The 25,079-nt window shown below is 63.5% G+C and carries 15 protein-coding genes; 14 read left to right on the forward strand and 1 reads right to left on the reverse strand.

Annotation, left to right across the window (positions count from 1 at the left end):
- Positions 1 to 58 precede the first annotated feature (58 nt).
- The 6 genes from mutL to SGJ19_19065 all read left to right on the forward strand — a co-directional run bounded on the left by mutL (position 59) and on the right by SGJ19_19065 (position 7,078).
- Positions 59 to 1,891: a DNA mismatch repair endonuclease MutL gene (gene mutL / locus SGJ19_19040; GenBank protein ID MDZ4782345.1), complete on the forward strand. Its 1,833-nt coding sequence runs from the start codon at positions 59 to 61 to the stop codon at positions 1,889 to 1,891.
- Positions 1,892 to 2,052: 161 nt separating this feature from the next.
- On the forward strand, positions 2,053 to 3,540 hold the full coding sequence (aroE, locus tag SGJ19_19045; protein MDZ4782346.1) for a shikimate dehydrogenase: 1,488 nt from the start codon (positions 2,053 to 2,055) through the stop codon (positions 3,538 to 3,540).
- Positions 3,541 to 3,640: 100 nt separating this feature from the next.
- Positions 3,641 to 4,264 carry a shikimate kinase gene (locus tag SGJ19_19050; GenBank protein ID MDZ4782347.1) on the forward strand — a complete coding sequence of 208 codons (624 nt, stop codon included), beginning with the start codon at positions 3,641 to 3,643 and terminating at the stop codon, positions 4,262 to 4,264.
- Positions 4,261 to 5,565: an A24 family peptidase gene (locus SGJ19_19055; protein ID MDZ4782348.1), complete on the forward strand. Its 1,305-nt coding sequence runs from the start codon at positions 4,261 to 4,263 to the stop codon at positions 5,563 to 5,565. Before SGJ19_19050 ends, SGJ19_19055 begins: the two co-directional genes overlap by 4 nt.
- Positions 5,566 to 5,739: 174 nt before the next feature.
- Positions 5,740 to 6,372, forward strand: a complete 633-nt coding sequence (locus SGJ19_19060) for a flavoprotein (GenBank protein MDZ4782349.1) — start codon at positions 5,740 to 5,742, stop codon at positions 6,370 to 6,372.
- 295 nt (positions 6,373 to 6,667) lie between these two features.
- Positions 6,668 to 7,078 (forward strand): Rrf2 family transcriptional regulator, encoded by a 411-nt coding sequence (locus SGJ19_19065; GenBank protein MDZ4782350.1) that lies wholly within the window; start codon positions 6,668 to 6,670, stop codon positions 7,076 to 7,078.
- Between the two features lie 89 nt (positions 7,079 to 7,167).
- Here SGJ19_19065 and SGJ19_19070 read toward each other — a convergent pair whose 3' ends face one another.
- The gene (locus SGJ19_19070; GenBank protein MDZ4782351.1) at positions 7,168 to 7,503 is read right to left on the reverse strand and encodes an HU family DNA-binding protein; all 336 of its coding nucleotides are present in this window, start codon (positions 7,501 to 7,503) and stop codon (positions 7,168 to 7,170) included.
- Positions 7,504 to 7,943: 440 nt separating this feature from the next.
- Between SGJ19_19070 and SGJ19_19075 the strand changes: the two genes are divergently transcribed.
- From SGJ19_19075 to SGJ19_19110, 8 genes are all read left to right on the forward strand, one after another.
- Entirely contained in the window at positions 7,944 to 12,944 is a 5,001-nt protein-coding gene (locus tag SGJ19_19075; protein ID MDZ4782352.1) for a PQQ-binding-like beta-propeller repeat protein, read from the forward strand.
- A gap of 111 nt (positions 12,945 to 13,055) precedes the next feature.
- On the forward strand, positions 13,056 to 14,108 hold the full coding sequence (locus SGJ19_19080) for a MoxR family ATPase (protein MDZ4782353.1): 1,053 nt from the start codon (positions 13,056 to 13,058) through the stop codon (positions 14,106 to 14,108).
- Positions 14,077 to 14,979, forward strand: a complete 903-nt coding sequence (locus SGJ19_19085; GenBank protein MDZ4782354.1) for a DUF58 domain-containing protein — start codon at positions 14,077 to 14,079, stop codon at positions 14,977 to 14,979. The genes SGJ19_19080 and SGJ19_19085 overlap by 32 nt, the downstream gene beginning before the upstream one ends.
- Entirely contained in the window at positions 14,976 to 17,192 is a 2,217-nt protein-coding gene (locus SGJ19_19090) for a BatA domain-containing protein (GenBank protein MDZ4782355.1), read from the forward strand. Before SGJ19_19085 ends, SGJ19_19090 begins: the two co-directional genes overlap by 4 nt.
- Positions 17,189 to 19,885, forward strand: a complete 2,697-nt coding sequence (locus SGJ19_19095) for a VWA domain-containing protein (protein MDZ4782356.1) — start codon at positions 17,189 to 17,191, stop codon at positions 19,883 to 19,885. The genes SGJ19_19090 and SGJ19_19095 overlap by 4 nt, the downstream gene beginning before the upstream one ends.
- Before the next feature lie 80 nt (positions 19,886 to 19,965).
- Positions 19,966 to 22,158: a hypothetical protein gene (locus tag SGJ19_19100; GenBank protein MDZ4782357.1), complete on the forward strand. Its 2,193-nt coding sequence runs from the start codon at positions 19,966 to 19,968 to the stop codon at positions 22,156 to 22,158.
- Positions 22,159 to 22,177: 19 nt separating this feature from the next.
- Positions 22,178 to 23,998 (forward strand): hypothetical protein, encoded by a 1,821-nt coding sequence (locus SGJ19_19105; protein MDZ4782358.1) that lies wholly within the window; start codon positions 22,178 to 22,180, stop codon positions 23,996 to 23,998.
- The gene (locus tag SGJ19_19110; GenBank protein MDZ4782359.1) at positions 23,995 to 25,047 is read left to right on the forward strand and encodes a hypothetical protein; all 1,053 of its coding nucleotides are present in this window, start codon (positions 23,995 to 23,997) and stop codon (positions 25,045 to 25,047) included. Before SGJ19_19105 ends, SGJ19_19110 begins: the two co-directional genes overlap by 4 nt.
- Positions 25,048 to 25,079 lie beyond the last annotated feature (32 nt).

Below are 25,079 nucleotides of genomic sequence, written 5' to 3' on the forward strand. Positions count from 1 at the left end.
GTCCGTCATTCATCATTTGTCATTCATCGTTCATCATTTCCTGCCGGGACGGACCCCCATGCCTGCCATTCAACAACTGTCGCCGCACGTGGTGAATAAGATCGCCGCGGGCGAGGTGATTGAGCGGCCGGCGAGCGTCGTCAAGGAGTTAATGGAAAACGCCCTCGACGCCGGCGCCACGCGCGTCGACGTGGCGGTCGAACAAGGCGGCCTGGAACTGATTCGCGTCAGCGACAATGGTTGCGGCATTCCGCCCGAGGAATTCGCACTGGCCGTGGCCAGCCATGCCACCAGCAAGATTCGCGACGCCGACGATCTGTTTCGCGTCGGCACGCTCGGCTTTCGCGGCGAGGCTCTGGCCAGCATCGCCGCGGTGAGTCGGTTGATGCTGCGCAGCAAACCGCGCGGCGCCGACGCGGCCGCCGAACTGGAGGTCGTCGGCGGGCAGTCGAGCGAACTGATTCCGTGCGGTGCGCCGATCGGCACCACGCTGGAAGTCCGCACGCTGTTTTTCAATACGCCGGTACGACGGAAGTTCTTGAAGTCGACGCAGACCGAGATGGGACACGTCGCCGAGGCCTTCACGCGGCTGGCGCTCGCGCATCCGCAGATTCATTTCACGCTCCGCCACAATGAGCGGCTGGTGCAGGAACTGCCCGCGGGCGAACCCTGGCTGGAGCGCATCCGTCGACTGCATGGCAGCGAGCTGGCCGACGCCTTGATCTGGGTCGAAAGCGCCGACGGCGACGTCGAACTGGCCGGTTACGCGGCCGATCCCAGCCAGAGCCGCAACAACGCGCGGATGCAGTACCTGTTTCTGAACGGCCGCTTCATTCGCGATCGCTCGCTGCAGCACGCCTTGGGCGAGGCCTATCGCGGGCTGCTGCTCACCGGCCGTCAGCCGATCAGCTACTTGTCGTTCAAGATGCCGCCGGACGTGGTCGACGTGAATGTCCACCCGACGAAGCTCGAAGTTCGCTTCCAGGACGGCGGGCGGATTTACAGTCAACTCCTTGGCGCACTGCGCACCAAGTTTCTCAGCACCGACCTCACCGCCCGCTTGCAGCCGGTCGGCGCAGGCGTGGCTGAGCTGGAGTCGCCGGTCAGCGGTTGGGGACGCGCCGATTGGTCCAGCCAGGGGAATGGCACGAGCCGGTTGGCAGGCAACGGCCATGCCGCGGCGGAGTTGTTTGCGCCTTGGTCGCCGGCGGATTCCGCTCCGTTGGAAGTCACCATGTTAGATCGACCATTCCCAGCGAGGAACGGTCAGACATTGCCCGGGCCCACTGCGCCGAACGTGGCGCGGTTCGACGGGCCCCAGCCGGTGCCGGCGATTCAGATTCACAATCGCTACTTGATCGCCGAGAGCGACGATGGCGTGGTGGTGATCGACCAGCATGCGCTCCACGAGCGGATTCTCTACGAGCAACTCAAAAAGCGGATTCTGGCCGGGCCGCTCGAATCCCAACGGTTGCTGGTCCCGGAACCGGTCGATTTGAGCACCTCCGAAGCGGCGCTCGCGCTGGAGCATCGCGAGACCCTCGAGCAGCTCGGCCTGGAGATTCAACCCTTCGGCGGCGACACAGTGCTGGTCTTGAGCCAGCCGGTGCTTTTGGCCCGGGTGAAGGTCAAGGAACTGCTGGCCGAGGCGCTCGAAAAGCTGCAAGCCGGCGGCAAGGCGCCCGATCGCCGTGATCTGCTGGACGAACTGCTGCACATGATGTCATGCAAAGCGGCGGTGAAGGCGGGCGATCGCCTGGCGGCGACCGAGATCCAGGCCCTGTTACAGCAACGCCACCTGGCCCAGGATGCCCATCATTGCCCCCACGGACGCCCGACGGCGCTCGTCTTTACGCGGGAAGAGCTCGACCGGCAGTTTCGCCGCACGTGAAGCGGAAATGATGAATGCCGCATGATGAATGGCGAAGCGGAAAACCCGTTCAGATTGCCGGCTGAATCGGGCGAATCGTTCAGACTATACTAGAGGAGCGAGCACGTCCGGCCGCTCGCGTTCGTCATTCAACATTCATCATTCTGCATTCATCATTCCCCATGATCTGCGTCAGCATTGGCCGGGGCCGGCATCGGCATGTCATCGCCGAGCACAAGCACTTGGCTGAGCAAGGGGCCGAGCTCGTCGAGCTACGGCTCGATTACATCAACGGCAATGTGAATCTGAATCGGCTGCTGCCGGAGCGGCCGACGCCCGTGATCGTCACGCTGCGCCGCAATCAGGACGGCGGCAAATGGCCGGGCACCGAGGAAGCGCGGCAATTGCTGCTGCGGACCGCCATCGTGCAGGGTGTGGAGTACGTCGATCTGGAGGAAGACGTGGCGGCCAAGATACCGCGGTATGGCAAGACCAAGCGGATCATCAGCCTGCACGATTTTCGTAAGACGCCCGAGGACTTGCCAGCGATTCACGCGCGGCTCAAGGCGCTCGACGCCGACATCGTCAAGCTCGCGACGTTGGCCAACGAGCCGCACGACAACTTGCGGATGCTGGAACTGGTCCAAAGCGCGGACATTCCCACGATCGGCATCTGCATGGGCGAGATGGGCGTGCCCACGCGCGTGCTGTGCGGCAAATACGGCTCGCCGTTCACCTATGCGACGTTTCATCAGGAACGTTCGCTTGCGCCGGGGCAGTTGAGCTACCAACAGATGCGGAATCTCTATCGCTACGACGAAATCAACGCCGAGACCGAGGTCTACGGCGTGATGGGGGACCCGATTGCGCAGAGCATGAGCCCGCTGGTGCACAACCGCGCGTTTCGCCACGCGAACCTGAACAAGGTCTACGTGCCGTTTCGGATTCCGCGCGAGGACGTGCCGAGTTTTCTGGACGACGCCAAGCAACTTGGCGTGCGCGGGCTGAGCGTGACGATTCCGCACAAGGAGTCGGTGCTGAAGAAGCTCACCAAGGTCGACGGCGGCGCGAAGGGGGTCGGCGCGGCCAACACGATCATCTTCAACGGCGACGAGCTGATCGGCTACAACACAGACTATCGCGGCGCCATGGACAGCCTGGAAAAGGCGATGAACCTGCCGCACGGCAATCATGAATCGCTGAAGGGCAAGACGGCGATGGTGCTCGGCGCCGGCGGCGCGGCCAAGGCGATTGCGTATGGATTGAAGCGGCGCGGCGCGGACGTCATCATCACCGGCCGCACGCTGGAGCACGCTGAAACATTGGCCAAACGTTTGGAGTGCAAGTCGCTCGACTGGGGCGCGCGACATGCGCCCGCGACGGACATTTTGATCAACTGCACGCCGATGGGCATGCACCCCAACGTCGACGAAACCCCCTACGACAAGCACCGCCTGCGGCAAACCATGGTGGTCTTCGATACGGTGTACAATCCCGAGACGACGCTGCTGGTGAAGGAAGCCAAGCTCAAAGGCTGCAACGTGATCACCGGCGTGGCGATGTTCATTCGCCAGGCGGCGCTGCAATACGAACTATTCACCGGCCAACCGGCGCCGGAAGACTTGATGCGCGAGGAATTGAAGAAAGCGATTGGGCCGGTGAAGTATTGAAGTGGATCGAGGCTTGCGTGCCGAGCGCGACGCCGTTCCAATACTCGCGCGGTTAAGCCCAGGGAAGGCCCTCGGTGTCGTCGAGGATGGAAAGACTCGGATGGCCTTCCCTGGGCTTGTCTTCGACGACGACGATTGCGAGATCCGAGACTTCTACTTGCGCATTGAAGCCATGCCCGCCGCTGATTTCAATATCGTCCTCATCGGCTACCGCGGGACGGGCAAGACCTCCGTCGCGCGGAAACTCGCGGCGCAGGTCGGCTGGCCGTGGTTCGACTCGGACGTCGAAATCGAACGGGCCGCAAAAAAGACGATCGCCGAAATCTTCGCCCAAGATCGCGAACCGGCGTTTCGCGACTGGGAAACGCAGGCTATTGAAAAACTGAGTGAACGGCACGGCGCGATCCTCGCCACGGGCGGCGGCGCGATCTTGCGCGCATCCAATCGTCAGGCATTGGCGCGACACGGGCGTTTTGTCTGGCTCCACGCCACGGCGGAGACGATTCAAGATCGCCTGCGTATTGATGTGACCACCGCTGCGCGGAGGCCAAGCCTCACTGGCATGAGCGAACTGGATGAAATCCGCACACTGCTCGCGGAGCGCTCACCAATCTACGCGGCGTTGGCGGAGTTGACTGTCGACACCGAGGCGAAGTCCATCGAAGTGTTGGCTAGCGAGATCGTCGCCGCCTGGAACCTTCCCATTGCGACGGAGGCGACGTGAGCGGCTGGATGTTGCTCCTTGTCGCCGGACTCGGGCTGATCGCGGGAGCGATCGCCAATCACTGCGCGGAACGCTGGAGCGAAGCGCCGCGCGGGATCAATCCCTGGCTCAAGTCACGCGCTGGATCCACGCCGTCGAGCATTGGCGGCAAACTCCCCGTCCTCGGTTGGTGGCTGCGGCGTCAAGAACTCAGCGCAATTGCGGCCGGAGTCTGGATTCGTCCCCTTGTGGTGGAAGTGCTGACCGGGGCGCTGTTCGTGCTGTTGGCCTGGTTGCCGCAGGATCACTCCAATTTCCTGGCGCCGCTGGTTCGTTGGGGCAACGAAGTTGCCGAGCGAGGCCCTTGGCCCGTTGGAACATGGCTGTTTCCGGTGAACACGACCTGGCACTGGGCGCAGTTCCTAGCCCAGGCGCTGTTGGTCACGTTGATGTTGATCGCCTCCTTGATCGACTTCGACGAGAAGCTCATCCCGGATCAAATCACCATGCCGGGCACGCTGCTGGGATTGATCCTGGCCGTCGCCTGGCCGCGCACGCTGCCGGTCGGCATTGCTACGACCGTGAACGGCCGAGCGGAAACGGCGATGCTGAACCTCGCGACGCCCAACGATTGGCCGCGGTGGCTCGAAGGCGCGCCGCATGCGCTTTCCTTGGCGCTGGCGCTCAGTTGCTTCGCCGCATGGTGCGCCGCGTTGTTGCCTTGGTACTTTCGCCGCGGCCGCGCCTGGCGCAAGTCACTCGCGCTGACCTGGTCCGGCATGCGCCGCGGCGGCAGCCCCTGGGCGTGGCTGGGCTTCATGGCGTTTCACATGGCGCTGATCGGCTCCATTTGGAGCAGCGGCGGCGAACACTGGCAGGCGCTGGTTTCGTCGCTCGCCGGAGTAGTCGCTGGCGGCGGGTTGATTTGGACCACGCGGATCGTCTCCGGCCGCGTGCTGGAGCGCGAAGCGCTGGGCTTCGGCGACGTGACGCTGATGGCCATGATCGGCGCTTACATCGGCTGGCAGGCCTGCGTGCTGGTGTTCTTTATTGCACCGCTGTTCGCGCTCGTCGTGGCACTGATTCAGTGGCTGCTGCGCCGCGAAACGGAAATTTACTACGGCCCATTCCTCGCGCTGGCCACGCTCTGGGTGGTACTCCGCTGGCCCCAGTGGTGGGACTGGGCCGGGCCGCTGTTCGGCATTCCTTGGCTGGTCCCCTGCGCCTTGATGACCTGCCTGGCCCTGCTGTTCGTATTACTCTACGCGGTCCGTATCATCAAAGAGACGGTACTCGGCTGGCTGGGAGGCGGGGCGGAATGACAAATGTCGAAATCCGAATGACGAATCAAATCCGAATGTCGAACGACTGAATGATTTGCTAACAGCGCGAAATCGACATCGTTCATTCGTCATTCGGATTTAGAATTTTTTCATTCCGCCCGCCTGCATACAATACCCACGTCGAACTCGCACAGCGCCTTTCGTACTTCCCCTATGTCCAATATTCTCCTCGGCGTGACCGGTTCCGTGGCGGCGATCAAGACGCCGGACCTGCTTTCGGCGCTGCGCGCTCGCGGGCATGAAGTGCGGGTCGTGGCGACGCGAGCGGCGTTGTATTTTTTCGATCCCGCCGGCTGGCCGGACGGCACGCTTGCGACTGACGACGACGAGTGGCCGCGCCGAAGCGCCGGCGAGCGCTACCAGCGCGAGGATCCGGTGCTGCACATCGAACTGCGGCGCTGGGCCGACGCGCTGGTGATCGCGCCGATGGACGCCAACACGCTGGGAAAGCTCGCCTCCGGATTAGCTGACAATTGTTTGACCTGCGTCGCCCGCGCCTGGGACGTGGGGCGGCCGGTGATCGTGGCCCCGGCGATGAACACGCACATGTGGGAACATCCCGCGACGCGCCGGCAGTTGGCACAATTGGCCGCGGACTACGGCGTGCCCGTGACGGAGGGGAGCGACTTGGATGCCATCCTCGAAGCTGCGCAGTCGCACGCTGGCACGTTGACGATCGTCGCACCGCAAGTCAAAGAACTGGCCTGCGGCGACATCGGCCTGGGCGCGATGGCCGACGTGGAAGCAATCGTCTTCGCCACGCAGGCGGCGCTCTCACTCGTTTGAACCGGCGAGGCGCGGAGACGCTGAGAGGGAGGGCGCACTCCGCGGGTGCACAATTGGCTGTGCGACTTAATGCCGGTGTGATTGTTGATGCGTCATCGTGCGTCAGAAAAACCACACCAACTTGGTCGAAAATCGTTCACGCTCTATTGTGAACGGTAGTCCTCTCGCATGCTTTCAGCGTCTCAGCGCCTCCGCGGTAAAAGTTAGCAGAACTTTGTTGCTTGCAATTGGGACGCGGACGCGTAAAGATCAAGGCGCTTAGGGGCCAGTCGCGCGCAGCCATTGACGAGACACTATGAACATTTCCCGTTCGGTCAGCTATGCCGTCGGTATTCTACTCAAAGTTGCCCAAGACGGCGGCGACGGTCCGCTGACCGCGGCGCAGATCGCGAAGGGAGCGAAATTTCCACCGCGATTTCTGTATCGCGTGTTGCGCCGGCTGGTCGACGCTCAGTTGCTGCGCGGCGTTTCGGGTCCGGGCGGCGGGTACTTGTTGGCGCGACCCACGACGAAGATCAACCTGCTGGAGATCATCATCGCCGTGGAAGGCGCGCACGAATCGATGCAACTGCACGCCGTGCATCCGCGCGATCGCGGCGCTATAATCGCTATTAACGCTGCGCTCACGAAAGAACACGCCACCATGGATCGCGGGCTGAAAAAACTGACCTTGGCGAAAATCGCTCGCGGCAAACCGGGGAAATGAATCAAGCCATTCGCCCGACCGCTTGCGCGGCGGACGAATGGCTTGAAATGGCTCCGATGCGGCGCGTTTTGTTGCGCCGGATGGACGACTTAGGCCATCGACTTCAGGGCCTTGAGCGCGAGCACCTTGACCTTGTTGTAGGCCGGCTTCGCGGGGCGATCTTGCAGTTCGCCGGTGAACGGATTCTTGACGTTCTTCTGCGCCGGGCGGGCGGGAACCTTCTTCTTCACGATCTTGATCATGCCCGGGATCTGGAACACGCCCGATCCACGGTTGCCCATCGCCTTCTTGATTTCCGTGCCGAGGGCTTCGAAGACGGCGGCCACGTCCTTCTTCGACAGCTCGGTGGCTTCCGAGATCGAGGCGAAAATTTCACTCTTCGACGGGGCCTTCGCGGCCGGTTTCTTTGCAGCGGCTTTCGCCATTTACGAACCCTCCTTGCGAGGTCAAAAGTGGGGAACACGAGTCCGTTCGATGGTTCGAACGGGATGATTAAAATCGACGCGTCGAAAAAAACAACCCGGTAAAACCCTGCTTTTCGTGGATTTCGGCCGATTTTTCGCGGAGTTTCCCGCGTTTTCGCGACGCGAACGTGTTGATATAGCTTGTTTTTGGCCGCCAAGCAAAGCCATCCGCGAAGAAAACCCGCATTTTTCCGCGAATACTCACGAGGGAGGCGATGCGCACGGGCATTCACCGCAAAGCCCTTACCGCTGACTCGCGCCGCATGGGAGCGGCGCCGCGCGGCTAGTTGTCGCTCCCGGAGGGCAGCTATAAGATATTGTTGTTGAATCGGTTAGGGCGATTTCGCGCGCCCCCGATTTCGAATGGAACGTGGCTCCCGCAACTGTGAGAGGATGCTGCTATGCCTCGCCGAATGTGGTACGCCGTGGCGCTTATGGCGGGATGCGGCCTCTGGATCCGCGGTAGCGTCGCTCAACAGGCGCCCGCGCCGGCGCCGCAGCAATGGCAGGCCCTGCACGGCGCGCAGATGCGGATGCAGTTGCAGCAAAAGTTGCTGCAGCAGCGCGTCCAGCGGCAGGTCATCGGCGTTGACGGCGAGATCGAGACCGGCGAAGGCTATGCGTTCCGCGAAGATCGCGAGACCCTCACTGTCCTCCGCAAAGCGGGCGAACTGCGCGAGCAAAAGCGCTTCGCCGAAGCGGTCGAAGCCTTGGGGCGCTTGCTCGAAGCTGGCGAAGACCATTTCATCAAGCCTGAGGCCGGCAGCAGTATTTATCGCAGCGCGAAGACCAAAGCCCGCCAGGCCCTGGCGGACATGCCGGCCGAGGGGCGCGATAGTTACGAACTGCAATTCGGCGCGGTCGCGCGGCAATCACTCGACGAAGCGGTCGCGCGTGGCGATATCGAAGCCCTGGCGGAAGTCGCTCGGCGCTTCTATCACACGCAGGCCGGTTACGAGGCGACGTTCCTGTTGGGCATGCATCATGCCGACCACGGACGGCCTTTGGCGGCGGCGCATGTGTGGCGTCCGCTCGTGAATTTGGAAGACGCTCGTAAGTCTGAATTCGAGCCGCTGTTGAGTTTGTTGTACGCCCGGGCGCTCCTGGAATCCGGGCGCACCATGGAAGCGCAAGCGCAGTTGGTCGCCGCGCGGCAACGCCATGGCAACGTGGAAATCAACCTGGCTGGCGAGGCCCTGCCTTGGTTCGAGCAGGACGATCAAGCGCTCGCATGGCTGCAACGCTTGTCGAGCGGCGCGCCCGTGAACAATCTGCCCAACGACTGGACGCAATTCCGCGGCGGACCTGCGAGGAACGAAGCAAGCCGGGGCGGCACGCCGCTCTTGGCCTATCGTTGGCGCGTGCCGACGGCGAATGACGATCCCGCCGTGGAACGCGCCGTCGAGCAAATGCATCGCACGTATCGCGACGAAAACCTGACGACGCTGCCGGGCTTGCACCCGTTGGCCGTGGGGAACACCGTCTTAATGCGTTCCGCGCGGAACCTGTTGGCCATTGATTTCGCTACCGGCAAACGTCTCTGGGAAGTGCCGACGGACAATCCGTTTGAGTCCCTGCCGAGCGGGACGTCGCGCGCGAGCGGCCAGGATTCCTCGCAAGCACTGTTTGAATTGCTGGAACGCCGGCTGTGGGACGACGCGATCTACGGCACCTTGAGTAGCGACGGCAAATTGGTGTTCGCGGTCGAACCGGTCGAAAACGATGGCAGCGCTTACACCGGCCGGATCGTATTCGGCGCAAATCCCCGGATGCAAGTGCAGTCGATGTTCGGCAACGGCCCGGTGCAGGCGAATCGTTTGACCGCTTTCGAAATCACCACCGGCAAGCTGAAATGGGAGATCGGCGGTCCCAAGGGGAATTATCCTTTGGAGCAAGCCGGCGCGTTCTTCCTGGGACCGCCCTTGCCGCTGTTTGGCCGCTTGTACGTGCTGGCCGAGATCGAAGGCGAGATGCGCCTGCTGGCCTTGGAAGCCGCGACCGGTGCACTCGCTTGGTCGCAACAGATCGCCGTCGGGGCGCAAGAATTCTTGAACGACCAGGTGCCGCATCTCTCCGGCGCAATGCCTTCCTATGCCGACGGCGTGTTGATTTGCCCGACGTCGGCGGGCACCGTCGTAGCGGTTGATTTGAGCACGCGTTCGTTGCTCTGGGGAGTGCATTATCCACGGCAGTTGGAACAGTGGATGTACGGCCAGACGCGCAACGCGCTGATTCAGATGAATCTGTTTCCCGGCGCGCGGGATGCGCAGGCGCAGCTGCGCTGGACCGACGCGACGGCAACGATTGCCGATGGCCGCGTGCTGTTGACCTGCCCGGATTCGGACAAGCTGGTGTGCCACGACCTGCTGACCGGCGCCAAACTGTGGGAAGCGCCGCAAGAGGACGGGCTTTACATCGCCTGCGTCGAGGACGGCCGCGTGTTGTTGGTCGGCGCGACGAAACTGCGATCGCTCGACCTGCAAGACGGCCGCGAACGCTGGGCCCCGCACGGCGTGAAGTTGCCGGAAGGCACTAGTCCCACCGGGCACGGGTTTCTCAGCGATCACATCTACTACTTGCCGACTTCGGCGGGCGAAGTGCTGGGAATTCGCGTGGCCGACGGAGAAACCGCCTCCGTGGCGCGGCCGATGTCATCGGTGCGCGGCGCGCGGGCGGAACGCAGTTCGCTCGGCAACTTGATCTGCCATCGGGGCTCGGTGCTCTCGCATAGCGTGGAACAGTTGGAGTGCTTCGATCAACTCGACAGCTTGTCCGAACGCACAGCGGCGATCCTGGCGGCCACGCCCGACGATCCGAAAGCGCTCATGCGGATGGGCGAGATTCAATTGCAGCGGCAGGACTACGCGGCGGCAGTCGCCTCGCTGCGCCGCGCCTGGGAATTGGACGCCGACGAAGCGACTCGCAAGTTGTTAATCGACGCCTATCTCACCGTGCTGGAACAAGACTTCGCCGCCTTGCGAGATCAGCTTCCGGCCGTGGAAGCCGTGGTGAAGGAACCGGCCGAGCGCGGCGCGTATCTCCGTTTGAAGGCCGACGGTTTAGAGTCGGTCGGCGACCGCGTCGCGGCGTTTGTTGCCTATCAAGAATTGGCGGACCTCAGCGACGCCTGGTCGGACAAAGAACTGGAACCGGTCAAGCCGCATTGGGAAGTCCGCCGCGAGCGTCTGGTGCGCGCACATTTGGAGCGATTGCATCAGTCGGCCGCCGAGGCTGGCGACGAGCCGGCCGTCAAACAGATGTTGAGCCTGGTCGACGAAGCCTGGCGTAAGAGCGAGGCGGTCGGCGATCGCGAAAGCGTGGAACGCTTTGTCGCCTTCTACGGCGGGTTCGCCACGGCCGAGGAAGCCCGCTTCCGGCTCGCGGAAGCCCGCGCCGCGGCAGGGGAATGGCTCGCGGCGGAACTGTTGCTGATGGATCTGGAACAAAGCCCGCGAGGGGAAATCGCCCGGCGCGCTTGGGCGCGGCATGCGCAATTGCTGGCCGATGCCGGACGTCCCGACGACGCGGCCACTTACTACGCCCGCCTGACCGGCGAATGGGCCGACGAGCTCTGCGGACCCGAAAGCACGGGCCGCCAATGTTTCGAGGCGCTGCCGGCCGAGCATGTGATTCGCACGCTATTGGACCAGCGTCCGAGCTTTCCCATGGGCGCCGTGAAGGTCGCGGAACAAGACCAGGAGTTCGATCCCAGCAACGCCCGCACGCCGGTGGATATCGAAGGTCAGCGCGGACCGTTCTTCCGTACTACGTCGCTGTTCGTCACGCATTCCACGCAACGCAGCACGGTCTCGGCCGATGACGGCCTGGGGAATAAAGTGTGGAGTCTGCCGCTGCAGGATCCCTCGCAATCCGAGTTGCCGATCATCGCCCCGAACGCTGGGCTGAGCCAAGGGCGCGTGCATGGGCACTTGGCCGTCGTCTCGTATGGCTATCATTTGTTTGCAATCGATCCGCTGGGGAGTCAAAAATCGAACGACCCGCGCGTCCTTTGGCGGGCGGACTTGAACGACGGCATGCCTGGCATGGGGCGCTCGCAAGGGATCATCCAGCAGCAGGCCACGCAACGCTTCGCTCCGCCCCGGTTCTACGCGGCGGATCAGTTCAATCGACGCATCGGCAACACGGCCTGCCTGGGCGAGATCGGCCTCGTATATCAGCGCGGCCGCGTGTTGTGCTGCGTGTCGCCGGTCACGGGTCAGTTGCAATGGACCCGCGACGACGTGCCGCCGGGTTCCGATTTGTTCGGCGACGGTGACGTGCTGTGCGTGATTCCGCCGGGACAAGACGCGCTCCTGTTGGACGCCGTCGACGGCCATGAGCTCGGCCGGCGCAAAGTCCCGCCGCAAGACCAGCGCGTGCAAACGTTGGGGCGCTGCCTATTGAGTTGGACCGATCTCGGCGCCAAGGGAGCGCTCCGCTTCCACGACCTGCTGGAAGATCGCGAGATCTGGTCGGAGGAGTTTCCCGTCCGCGCCAAGGCCTGGCTCGTGGACGGCGAGTCGATCGGCGTGTTCGCGCCGGAAGGGCGCTTCGTGTTGCTCAACATTGCCGACGGCAAGAAGCTGGTTGACGAAGCCCTCGACGAGGAGCGGAAAGTCAGCGACGTGTACGTGTTTCCGTCCCGCGACCAATACAACCTGCTGGTCACGCACACGGTGGACCGGCGGCGGCGCAGTCGGGTTTCGCCAGTTTCCGGCAGTTACAACAACCCGGCGGTGATCATTAACGGCAAACTGTACGGGTTCTCGCGCGCCACGGGCAAGAAACTCTGGGACAAGCCGTATCTGATCGAAGACCAAGGCATGCTGCTTAAGCAGCCTGTCGAGTTGCCGATCCTCGTCTTTTTGAGCCAGAACAACGAGGCCAATCGCCCGGGACGAAAACAAGGCAAATTGCTGTGTCTCGACAAACGGACGGGCCGCGTCGCGTATGAGGAGACGTTCAATGTCACCGGCAACGACTCCCTGGGCGGGATGCGTGTGACCGGCGACGTGGAGAAGCGAACGGTCATCGTCGCCACCACGGGCAAGACGGTCGAACTGGAATTCACCGACGCCCCGGCCGCGCCGGAACCCCCCGATGCGGCGGGCGACCTGCAGGCCAAGAAGTCGGGAACCGGGGCTGGATTCCTGTTTTCCGCTCTGAAGGCCCTCGGTCAGGCGTCTCAAGAACTAAGGGCTCCCTTGGACAGGGCGCAGATCGAACTGGTGGACGAGGCCGTAGAAGCGGCCTTCGACGAAGTTGACCCGGACGGCGACGTACCGCCGTTCGACGACGTGGAAGCAATTGAGGACGACCCCTTCGAGGAGGGGCCTGCGGAGGGAGCGGAGCCTAATTTAGAGGAAGCGGCCCCAAATTCGCCGCCGGAAGAGGCCCCTTAACTCCCGGCGGGGTATGATGGAGGATGCCGGGTGCGACTTTGCCGACCAGGCAAGATATTGCGCCCGCCAGACGGCACGTTTGATATATCCCCCCTGATCGAGGAGTCCCGGATGACCGCAAGTTTCGGTGCGGGCGACAATGCCGCCATTCGCCGGTTGGGCGAAGCCCGCGCGAAGATCATGGAGCAGCTCTCGCAAGTCATCGTCGGTCAGGAAGCGGTCATCGAGGAATTGCTGATCTCGCTGTTCAGCCGGAGCCACTGCCTGCTGGAAGGCGTGCCGGGCCTGGCCAAGACGCTGCTGATCAGCACGCTGGCGCGCACGCTGAACCTCTCGTTCAGCCGCATCCAGTTCACGCCCGACTTAATGCCGGCCGACATCACCGGCACCGAGATCATCGAAGAAAACAAATCGACCGGCACGCGCGATTTCCGGTTTCTGGAAGGGCCGCTGTTCGCCAACGTGATCCTGGCGGACGAAATCAACCGCACGCCTCCCAAAACGCAGGCCGCGCTCTTGGAAGCGATGCAGGAACGCCAGGTCACCGTCGGCCGCGTAAGGCATCCAATGGCCGACCCGTTCTTCGTGCTGGCGACGCAAAACCCGATTGAGCAGGAAGGCACGTATCCGCTGCCGGAAGCGCAGCAGGATCGCTTCATGTTCAAGGTCTACGTGAGGTATCCGAAGTTCGATGAGGAATTCGAAATCGCGCGGCGCACCACGGCCGTGATGACCGATTCGATCGAGCCGGTGATGAGCGCAGAAGAAATCATCGCTCTGCAGCGGCTGGTGCGCGAAGTGCCCGTCTCGGATCACGTGATTCGTTACACGCTGTCACTGGTAAGACAAACTCGCGTTGGCGAAGCGGGCGTGCCGGACTTTGTCCGCGAGCAAGTGAGCTGGGGCGCGGGACCGCGCGCGGTGCAATTCCTGATTCTCGGCGCGAAGGCCCGGGCGCTCTTGCATGGTCGCACGCACGCCTCGACGGAAGATATTCAGGCGCTGGCCAAACCGGTCTTGCGTCATCGGCTGGTCGTGAATTTCGCGGCCGAGAGCGAGGGATTGACCACGGATCACGTGATCGATCGCTTGGTGAAGGAAACTCCCTCCAAGGAAGATGAGCTGACGCGCGATGCACGCTTCCAGCAAATTCTTGCATCCTGAGGCCATCCGCCGCATCGGCCGGCTGGAGCTACGGGCACGCCACGTGGTCGAGGGATTTCTCTCGGGCATCCATCGCAGTCCGTACTTTGGGCGCTCCATCGAGTTCCTGCAGCACCGCCAATACGTGCGCGGCGACGACGTGCGCCACATCGACTGGAAAGTCTGGGGCAAGCAGGATCGGCTGTACATCAAGCAGTATGAAGAGGAAACGAACCTCCGTTGCACGCTGCTGGTCGACGTCTCCAAGTCGATGCGTTACGGCCAGGGGGCCATGACGAAGTACGACTACGCGGCCACAATCGCCACCAGCCTGGCGTACTTGCTGCTGCGTCAGCAGGACGCCGTAGGGTGCGTGGCCTTCGACGCGATTGTGCGCAGCACAATGCCATTACGCAGCAAACGCAATCACCTGATGAGCATCGTTAAGGCGCTCGAGGCCAACGATCCGTCGGAAAAAACCGACATGGGCAAGGTGCTGCGCCACGCCGCGGAGACGTTTCCCGCGCGCGGCATGATGGTGCTGATTTCCGACTTGCTCTGCGATCGCGAGAAGTTGTTTCAGGGCCTGCGGATGTTGGAACAGCGCGGGCACGACGTGCTCGTGTTCCACGTGATGGACGACGACGAGCTCGATTTTCCGTTCAGCGGCCCGACGCGCTTCGACGGACTGGAAACCGACGACCGGATTCATTGCAACCCGCGCGCCTTACGCGACGGATACATGCAGGCGCTCGAGGCGTTTCTGGAGGAAGTCCGGCTGGGCGCGGCCCGCTATCGTTGCGACTACGCGTTGTTCCGCACGAGCGATCCTTTGGACGCGGCGCTGGCCCGCTTTTTGACCCACCGCACGGCGATTCATCACCACCAGTGATTCCCACGTTTCTCAACTCCGGGCTGTTGCTGGGGGGCGCGATCTTCGCGCTCGTCGCGCTCCCGGTATTGATTCACCTCATCAACCTGGTGCGCCGCCGGCGGATCGAATGGGCGGCGATGGAGTTCCTGCTCGCCAGCCAAAAGAAAAACAGCCGCTGGATTCTATTGAAGCAATGGCTGTTGCTGCTGTTGCGCGTGCTGGCCGTGGCGGCCGTGATTCTGATGCTGGCGCAGCCGCTCGTGCAGAACCGCGTGGGGCGCTGGTTCGGTGCTTTGGTGACGCACCACATTGTGTTGGTCGACGACACGTATTCCCAGTCGGATCGTTGGGCGAATACGTCCGGCATCGGCGAGGCGAAGCGCGCGATCGAACGCCTGACGCGGCAGATGACAGCCTCGTCGCAGCGGCAGACGTTCACGTTACTTCGCGCGTCGGAAACGCAGCATGCCAATGGGCGGCCGCTGCCGGATCTGTACCGCGTGCCGGTCGACGACCGCTTTTCCGAACGCATCACGGCCGCGCTGGAACAGCTGGAGCCGAGCGAAATGGACGTCGCGCCCGCGCAATCGCTGGAGGCACTCTCCAAGCTGCTGGCAGACCAGACCGACGAAAATCGGGTGATCTACTTGCTCTCCGATTTCCGCACGAAGGATTGGGACGATCCGCGCCCCGCGCGGGAATGGCTTGATCGTTTCGCCGACGACGGGGCGAAGCTGCATCTGGTGCGCACCATCGACGAAGCGCGGCCGAACCTGGCGGTCAGCGGTCTCACGGCGCTGCCGGGCATTCGCGCCGCGGGCGTGCCGCTGGCGATGGAAGTCACGGTGACGAATTTCTCGCCGAACCCAGCGCGGCAGGTTTCGGTGCTGTTGCAGGAAGACGGCAAGGCGCGGCCGGCGCTCGTGATTGACGAGATCGCGGCGGAAGGTTCCGAACGCCGCCGGTTCCCGGTGTTCTTCGGCACGGCCGGCGAACACGTCGTGACCGCGGCGCTCGAAGCAGACGGCGTCGACGCCGACAATCATCGCCACGCGGTGATTGATTTCCCGCTGACGCTGGAAGTGCTGCTGGTCGACGGCGATCCGGCCGCCAAGGACGCGCGGTTTCTCGCTACGGCCTTCGCTCCCGGCGGCGGCGTGAAGACTGGCATCGACGCGCGGATCGAAACGACCACGTATTTGAATCGCGAACCGCTCGCGCGCTTCCGGGCGATCTACCTGACCAACCTGGAACGGCTCGACGACGCCGCGATCAACGCGCTCGAGCAGTACGTGCGCGACGGCGGCGCGTTGATCTATTTCACCGGTGCGCGAACCGTCCCGAGTTTCGTGAACGACTCGCTCTACAAGAATGGCGAGGGTTGGTTTCCGGCCCCCGTGGGCGACGCGACGGCGCTCCCCGTGAACCGGTTGGACAAGGCGGCCGACCTGGAATTCGTCGATCACCCGATGTTCCGCGTGTTCGCCGGCGAGCGAAACACATTCATCAGTGCAGTGAACGTGGAAAAATACACGGCGGTCGCACCGGGATGGGAACCGGCCAAGGACGGTCCCACGCAAGTCATCGCTCGCTTGCGCAACGGCGCGCCGCTGGTGATCGAACGGCGCTTCGGCGCTGGGCGCGTAACCGCGGTGCTCACCACCGCGAGCACCGATTGGAACAACTGGGCGAGGAACCCCAGCTATGTCGTGGCGATGCTGGAAATGCAAGCGCATCTGACCGCCGAGGCGAAACCCCAAGACGCGCGGCTCGTTGGCCAAGGGATCGACTTGAACCTCGATGGCGCGACGTACGGAACGCGGCACCGCATGATCGCGCCGGCGCGTGCGGGACAGATCATCGAAACCTTCGATGCGCGCACGCGCGGCGATCGACTGGAACTGACGATCCCGGAGACCCGCCGCAGCGGCATCTATGAAATCGAGTTGGCCGAAACGAGCGGCGCGACGAATATGCGCCGCTTCGCCGTGAACGTCGCACCGGGCGAGGGCGACCTCCGCGCACTGGATCGGCAAGACCTGGCGACGCGTTTGCCGGAACTCGAATACGATTTCAGCCAGGCCGGAGACATCGAACAGCGCACCGAAAGCCTGGCCGGCATCCCGCTGGCGAGCAGCTTCTTGTACGGGCTGATCGTGCTGTTGCTGGCCGAGCAGGCCTTGGCCTACGCGGTGAGCTATCACGCTCCGCAACGGGGGGCCGCACGATGAACCTCCCCATGTTATTGCTAGCGCAAACCACGCCCCGCGCGGAGTTCGAGTTCGCGCGGATTTCTACGCCCAGCGATTGGCTCTGGCCGGTGCTGGGGTTCTGCGCCGTGGCTGGCGTCGTGGCTTGGATTTATCGCCGCGACAGCGTGGAACTGCGCCCGGCTGTGGCGCGCTTGCTGGTGGCGCTCCGCCTGGCGGCGTTCCTGGGCTTGGCCATCGTCTACCTCGAACCGCAATGGCGCAACGAAGTGGAGCAGACGCACCACAGCCGCGCCGTGGTGCTGGTCGACACCAGCCAAAGCATGGCGCTCACCGACGACGGCGGCACGTCGACCGATGGCGGCGCGAGTTCGCGATTGGAACAAGTGACCGGACTGCTCGCCGGTTCGATGTTGGATAAACTGCGCGAGAAGCACGACGTGGTCGTCGCGCATTTCGATGATGAAGTGCATCAACTCGTGGTGTTGCCGCGCGCCGGATCGACGTCGTCCGCGGCCGTGACGGCCCGAACCAGTGGCATCGTCGATTCGCGCCTGCCAACAGTCTTCTACGCAACGGTCGCCGCCGCAGTGCTGGCGATCGTCGCAATTGCGTGCCGCCTGGCGTTGCCGCATTGGTCGTTGACCGTCACGTCGCTCGTCGCGATGATCGGCCTGAGCGCCGGCGTCGCGTATCTGGCGTCGCGCTCGCAGCCCATCGATTGGCTCACGCTCGCGGGGCTGGGACAAGAAATCGAAACGCCAGCGACGGAACGTTCGCCCACGGACCAAGACAAAGCAAACAAAGCGAATACCACCGATTGGCGACAAGCGCTCGCGGCAGGCGGATCGGAAACGCGATTGGGCCAATCGCTGCGGCAAGTCATCTACGACGAAGCCGGGCAACCACTATCCGGCGTCGTGCTGATCACCGATGGGCGACAAAACGCGGGACTCGATCCCCGCGCGGCGATTGCCGCGGCGCTCGAGGCGAAGACGCCGGTGCATGTGATCGGCGTCGGTTCCGATCGCCAGCCGGTCAACGTGCGGATCAGCGACTTCACCGCGCCGACGCGCGCCTTTCCCGGCGACAGTTACACCGCCACCGGCTTCGTGCAAGCGCACGGCCTGGCCGGACAGACGGTGACGATTGAACTGCAATCGCGACAAACGACCTCGGACCTCGCCGCGCCGGCGCCGTCGCGCAACGAGGGGACCGAAACGGTGACGTTGCCCGCCGACGGCGAAGTGCTGCCGGTGCGGTTTCAATTGAAACCGGAAGACGTCGGCCGCCGCACGTTGCGCGTGGAAGTCAAAGCGCCGCCCGGCGACTTGAATACGGCTGACAACGCGCAAGAGGCCGAGATCGAAGTCGTCGATCGACAGACCCGCGTGTTGCTGTTTGCCGGCGGGCCGACGCGGGAATACACCTTCCTGCGTAATCAATTGAATCGCGACAAGTCGATGCAAGTCGACGTACTGCTACAGACCGCGCAGCCGGGCATTTCGCAAGACGCGCGCCGCGTGCTGGCGGATTTTCCTTCGACGCGCACTGAGATGTTCGAGTATGACGTCGTCGTGGCGTTCGATCCGAACTGGCGAGCCCTCAAGCCGGAACAAGTCGATCTGCTGGAAACCTGGGTCGCCGAACAAGCCGGCGGATTGATCGCCGTGGCGGGCCCCGTTTACACCGAAGGCTGGTCGCAAGATCCGGCGCTCGGCAAGATCCGCGCGCTCTATCCGGTGGAAATGCAACGTCGCTACGCGGCGCTCAGCGACGCGAAGTACGGCTCGAAAGATCCTTGGCCGATTGAGTTTTCACACGAGGGCGAAGCGGCGGAGTTCCTTTGGCTGGCCGACACCGCTTCCGCGGCGCGCCAGGCTTGGAGTCAGTTCCGCGGCGTCCACGGTTACTTCGCCGTCCGCGGCGCGAAGCCCGGGGCCACGGTCTATGGCCGCTACTCCGACCCCCGCGCGGCCTCGACCGACGGCAAGCCGGTCTATCTGGCGGATCAGTTCTACGGTTCGGGGCGCGTGTTCTACCTCGGCAGCGGCGAGATGTGGCGGCTGCGGAGCGTGGACGACGCGTACCTGGAGCGCTTTTACACGAAACTGATTCGCCACGTCTCCCAGGGGCGCCTAGCCCGCGGTTCCAATCGCGGCGTACTGCTCGTGGAGCGCGACCGCTACCTGGTCGGCAACACCGTCGTGGTCCGCGCTCAATTGAACGATGCGCAGTTGCAGCCGCTCGCTTCGCCGGCGGTGTCGCTCGACGTCGCCGCGCCGGATGGCACGCTCCAGAACGTGCGGTTGGTCGCGGATCCCGCCCGTGTGGGAAGTTTTCAAGGACAATTCGCCGTGCGTCACGAGGGGGCGTATCGGCTGGAACTGTTGGTCCCACAGAGTCAGCAGGAACGGCTCACGCGGCGGATTCAAGTGCGTATGCCGGACTTGGAACGCGAAAGCCCGGAACGAAACGACGCGTTGCTGAGTGAAATCGCCGGCGGCACCGGCGGCGTCTATTACGTGGGACTCGCCGCGCCGTTCAGCCGCCCGGTCGGAGAGGACCTGGCCAGCGTGTTGAAAGACAAGAGCCGCGTAGTGACCCTGCCGCTCGCGCCGCGCAAGCTGTGGGACAACCACTGGCTGCTCGGCTGGGTCGTGGGAGCGCTTTCGTTGGAATGGTTGGTACGAAGATTGTCTCGACTCGCCTAAGAGCCACACGAACACACAACAGATAGAGCCGGAAGCGTCAGCGCCCGGAGCGGTTCATCCCGAAACTCATTGCCCCGAACATGCCCGCACCTGCTTCACCTTTGATCGGTCCCACGCTCGGCGAGATTCTGCGCCGATTGCGGCGGAGAATCCGCGTCCAGGTGTTGCTGTATGGGTTGGCAAGTCTCGTGCTGTTGGCCGGTCTGGTGTTCTGGCTGTCGCTGGCCATCGACTGGACGTTCGAGCCGCCGCGCGAAGTGCGAATCGGCGTGATCGTCGTGGCACTCGCCGCAGGCGTCGCGGTCATCTATGCCCTTATATTGCGACGGTTATTCGTGCCGTTATCGGATGCGAACCTGGCGTTGTTGCTGGAGCGCAAGTTTCCGCAGTTCAAAGACGGCCTGATCACGGCCGTGCAATTGGCTGCGCGCCGCTCCACCGGCATGTGGCATCAGCAGATGCTGGCGGAAACGATCGGCCGGGCGCGCGAGACGTTGCGCGCCGCCGATTTGGACGCCGTATTGAACGCCGCGCCGACCGTGCGTCGTGGCGTCTGGGCGACCGTGCTCACCGGCAGTGTGATGGTCTTCGCCGTGGCGATGCCCGATCAATTCCGCGTCTGGCTGGAGCGCTCGCTGCGACTGAGCGAGGCGCGTTGGCCCCGGTATACGTCGCTGCACGTGGTGGGCTTGGGCCCTGACAACTCCATCAAAGTGGCGCGCGGCGGCGACGTGGCGCTCGTCGTGCAGGCCGACGTTGCGAAGCAAGTGCCGCGCACGGTGGAGATCCGCTACGAGACCGAAGACGGCGCGCGGGGCCGCGAACCGATGGATCGCGTCGGCCGCGCAATTCCCGGCCAGGATCCGTTCCAGGAGTTCGGTTACACGTTCGCCGGCGTGCTCACGTCGCGGACGTTCGACGTGCTGGGGGGCGACGACCGCATCGACGACTTGCGGATTCAAGTCGTCGATATGCCGACGCTCGAAGGCATGACGCTGGAGTGCGACTTTCCCGATTACACAGGGCGCAGCACGCGCACGCTCGCCGCGGCGGGCGCGATCCAATTGCCGCAAGGGACCCGCGTCACGCTCGACGCCACGGCCAGTAAGCCGCTCGAATGGGCCGAGGTGACCATCGCCTCGGGGCGCGACTCCTTGAACGCCGAGCGCGTCACGCCGGACCAGCAATCGCCGCGGAAGTTTCAAATCGCGCTCGAAGCGCTCACGTCGGACACGACGTTGTTGATTCGCCTGCGCGATACCGACGGCATCGAGAACCGCGAGCCGCTACGCGTGGCGATGACGGTCGTGCCGGACGGCCCGCCGCAGATCAACGCGCAACTCGCCGGAATCGGCACCGCTGTCACGCCCCAGGCGCAGTTGCCGATGCGCGGCGCGATCAACGACGACTACGGCGTGGCCGATGCGCGGTTCGAGTACGCCGTCGGCGACGAAGCGCCGCGCGAGCAAATAGTCTTCAAGCACGAGGCGGACGCGGCGCAGCCCGCCGCGCAGCGCCCGTTGGACGCGGCGCTCGATTTGCGCGAACTGGGACTTGCGCCAGGACAAAAACTCGCGGTTGGGCTCCGTGCTCGGGATAACTTCGCTTTAGCGGATGCGCCGCATGACGCGACGGGCGAACGCTATGTGCTGGATATCGTGACCGCCGAAGACTTGCTTCAGTTGCTGCAGACGCGAGAATTAGGGATGCGGCGTCGCTTTGAGACCTTGCTCGACGAGGCGACCTCGCTGCGCGACAGCTTGCCGGCATTGGCGGACGCCAAGGATCAGGCCCAGACGGCCGACGACGCCCAGGTCGGGCTGGCGCTGGCCATCCAACGGATGGTGCAGTTGAGCCGCAAGGACGCACAGGAGACGTTGGGCGTGGCGGGGGCCTTCGCCGACATGCGGGAAGAGCTGGACAATAACCGGATCGACAACAGCGAACTGAAAGACCGGCTGCAAACGCGGATCGCCGACCCGTTGCGACGCTGCGGCGAGGAGATGTTCGGGGAACTGGACCGGAGATTGGAATTGATCCGCACCGCCGCGGCGGACGACAATGCACGGCGCGAGGCGGTCGAAGGAGCGGTGCAGCAGGCCGACGCGATCCTGCTGGAAATGCAGCGGGCGCTCGACCAGATGCTGGAACTGGAAAGTTTGAACGAGGCGGTGGCCCTGCTCCGCGAAATCATCGCGTCGCAGGACCAGGTAACCGAGTCGACCAAGCAACGCCGGACCGAAAAAGCCCGGCAGTTGCTCGAAGGGGAATAACTCTCGGGAGGACCGACTGATGACCGCTCGCTATGTCGCCGTCGCCCTATTGCTCAGCGCAATCTTCATCGCGCCAGCGGGTGTCGTGTGGGCGCAAGCGCCGGCCGCGGAACCAGCCGCTCCGGCGGCCCCCGCCGCGCAGCCCGGCGCGGCCTTGCCGGATCGCCAGCAACAGGTGGCGCAGCAATTCAAGCAGCTCGAAGCGGTGCTGTTGCGGATGGCGGAATTGACCGACGATCCGCAGCGCGCGGCGCTGTTGCGCAAGGCGGTCGCGCAGAGCAAGAATCAATTGATTGGCGAACAGCTCGCCGAGATCGCACAGTTGTTGGAGCAAGATCGCCTGGCCAACGCGCTCACGGATCAGGGCGAAGTGCGCGTCGACATGGTGAAGTTGCTGGAGTTGCTCTTAAGCGAAGACCGCGGGCAGAACCTCGACGAGGAAAAGCGCCGGTTGCAGCAGTGGATTCGCGAGATCGGCAATCTGATCAAGGACCAGCAAGGCTTGCAGGGGGAAACCGAGGGCGGTTCGGAAACGAAGGACCTCGCGGAGCGGCAAGGCAAGCTCGGCGAGAAGACCGGCCGCATGTCGGATGAAATCAAGGCAGCCGAAGACCGCGAACGCGGTGAAGCCAACCCGAGCGCAGAGTCATCCGGCGATTCCAACAAACAGCCTGCGAATGGCGAAGCGCCCAAGCCGGAAGACAAGCCGGCGACGGACGAAGGCAAACCCGGCGACGATGCGAAACCGACAGAGCCAGCCGATGATGAAAAGCCGTCGGATGACAAACCCGCCGATGGCAAGCCGACCGATGGAAAGCCAGCGGACGGAAAGCCGAGTGATGGCAAGCCCAGCGAGGGAAAACCATCCCAGGGAGAGCCATCCGAATCGGAACCGTCCGAAGGGCAACCCTCCGAGGGGCAACCGAGCGAAGCGCCGCCGAGCCAAGGACAACGCTCGCAGGGCGAGCCCTCCGAGACGCCGCTGGGCGATCCGCAACCGGCGGAGGAGCAACCGCAGAATCCCACGCAGCAACGGTTGAAGTCCGCACAGCAACGGATGGAAGCGGCACAGAAAAAACTAAAGGACGCGCAACGCAAAGAGGCGACCGAAGATCAGGAAGCGGCGATCCGCGAATTGCGCGAGGCCAAGGCGGAGCTGGAAAAGATTCTCCAACAACTGCGCGAAGAAGAGATGCAGCGCACGTTGGCGATGTTGGAACAACGTTTCCGCAAGATGCTCGCGGCGCAGATCGACGTCTACGAGGCCACGCAACGGCTCGATAGCGTGCCGCTCGAACAGCGGACGCGGAACGACGAAATCGAAGCCGGTCGCCAGAGCCGACGTGAGGCGAGCATCGCCGACGACGCCAGGCGCGCGCTGGAATTACTGAAACAGGACGGCACCGCGGTGGCGTTTCCGGAAGCGGTCGAGCAATTGATCGAAGATATGGACCAAACCACGACCTGGCTGGGCGAAGCCAAGGTCGGTGAACTGACGCAGGCCATGGAGCAGGACATCATCGCCGCGCTCGAAGAAATGTTGGCCGCGCTCGAAAAAGCCCAGCAAGACTTGGAGCAAAAGCAACAGCAATCTGGAGAGCAGCAGCAACAGGGAGAGCCGGAGGAGCCGCCGCTGGTGGATTCTCTGGCCGAAATCAAGTTGATTCGCTCGCTGCAGATGTGGGTCAACAAGCGCACGATGTTCTACAGCAAACGCCTGGACGGCAAGCTGCCTGCGGAAGAGCAGCAGGACGTTGAAGCAGGCCTGCGGAAACTGGCGGAACGCGAGCAGCGCATTTACGAAACCACGCGCGACATCGCCCAGGAGAAAAACCAATGAGACCGCTGGCTCTCCTCATGGTCGCGGCGGCGCTCGGCGGTACTTCCATCGCCTTGGCCGCCAATGAAACCACGACAAAGTCCTTGCGCGCGTCCACTTCGGACGAAGCGAAGGGCCAATTGTTCGCCTGGCTCGATGCGCAAAACGCGTCGCCGGAGTTGCGGCTCCAAGTGGAAACGCAATGGGCGGAGTCCGAAGCCTCGACCGGCGATTTGCTGGAGCGCGTAGCGCGCGCCATTGCGATCGTCGACGAGCGCGCTCGCCCGCTGTTGGAATCCAGCCAGGCCGCGGCGCTGCGAGCGCCGTTACCGGACATCGCCTGGCTGCAAGCGGCGGACGTGGCGCCGTTCATGAGCAACAACTTGCGTCTATGGTACGGCCGGTCGCTCGCGCAGCGCGAATATTACGACGAATCCTCGGCGCTGCTCACCGACCTGGAACCGCGCAACGTCGTCGACCCGGCCGCGCTGTTGTTCTATCAAGCGGTCGTGCATCAAAGGCTGCTCGCCAAGGACCCGGGCTTGAAAGCGATCGACGCCTTGCTGGACGATGTCGATGCCGCGCCGCGGCGATACTTGAAGCTCGCCGCGTTGCTGCGCACCGATCTCGCTGCGCTCGAAGACGAATCGCTCGAACATATTTCGCGGCGGATGGAGAACATCGAACGCCACCTTGGTTTGGGCCGGACAGACCAGAAAGTTCGCGACATCGAAGACGGCGTGATCGAGTCGCTCGACAAGATGATTAAGAAGCTCGAAGACCAAGCGAAACAAGCGGCGCAGTCCTCAGGAAAAGGCGGCCAGCAATCGGGCCGCGCGCAAGGAATTAAGCCCGGCGGTAGTCCGGCGCAACAGAGCACGCCAGCGGGCGGCCGGGGCGCCGGCGAGGTCAATCCTCGCGATCTGGGAAGCGAAGACGGCTGGGGCAACCTGCCGCCGAAGGAACGCGAAGAAGCCTTGCAACAAATCGGTCAGGATTTCCCGGCTCACTACCGCGACGTAATTGAGCAATACTTTCGCAAGCTCGCGGACGAGGGACGGGAGAACTAAGCGAAGAGCCTCGGCCGCGAACTACTATTCCT

The organism is Planctomycetia bacterium, assembly GCA_034440135.1.
Taxonomy (GTDB): Bacteria; Planctomycetota; Planctomycetia; order Pirellulales; family JALHLM01; genus JALHLM01.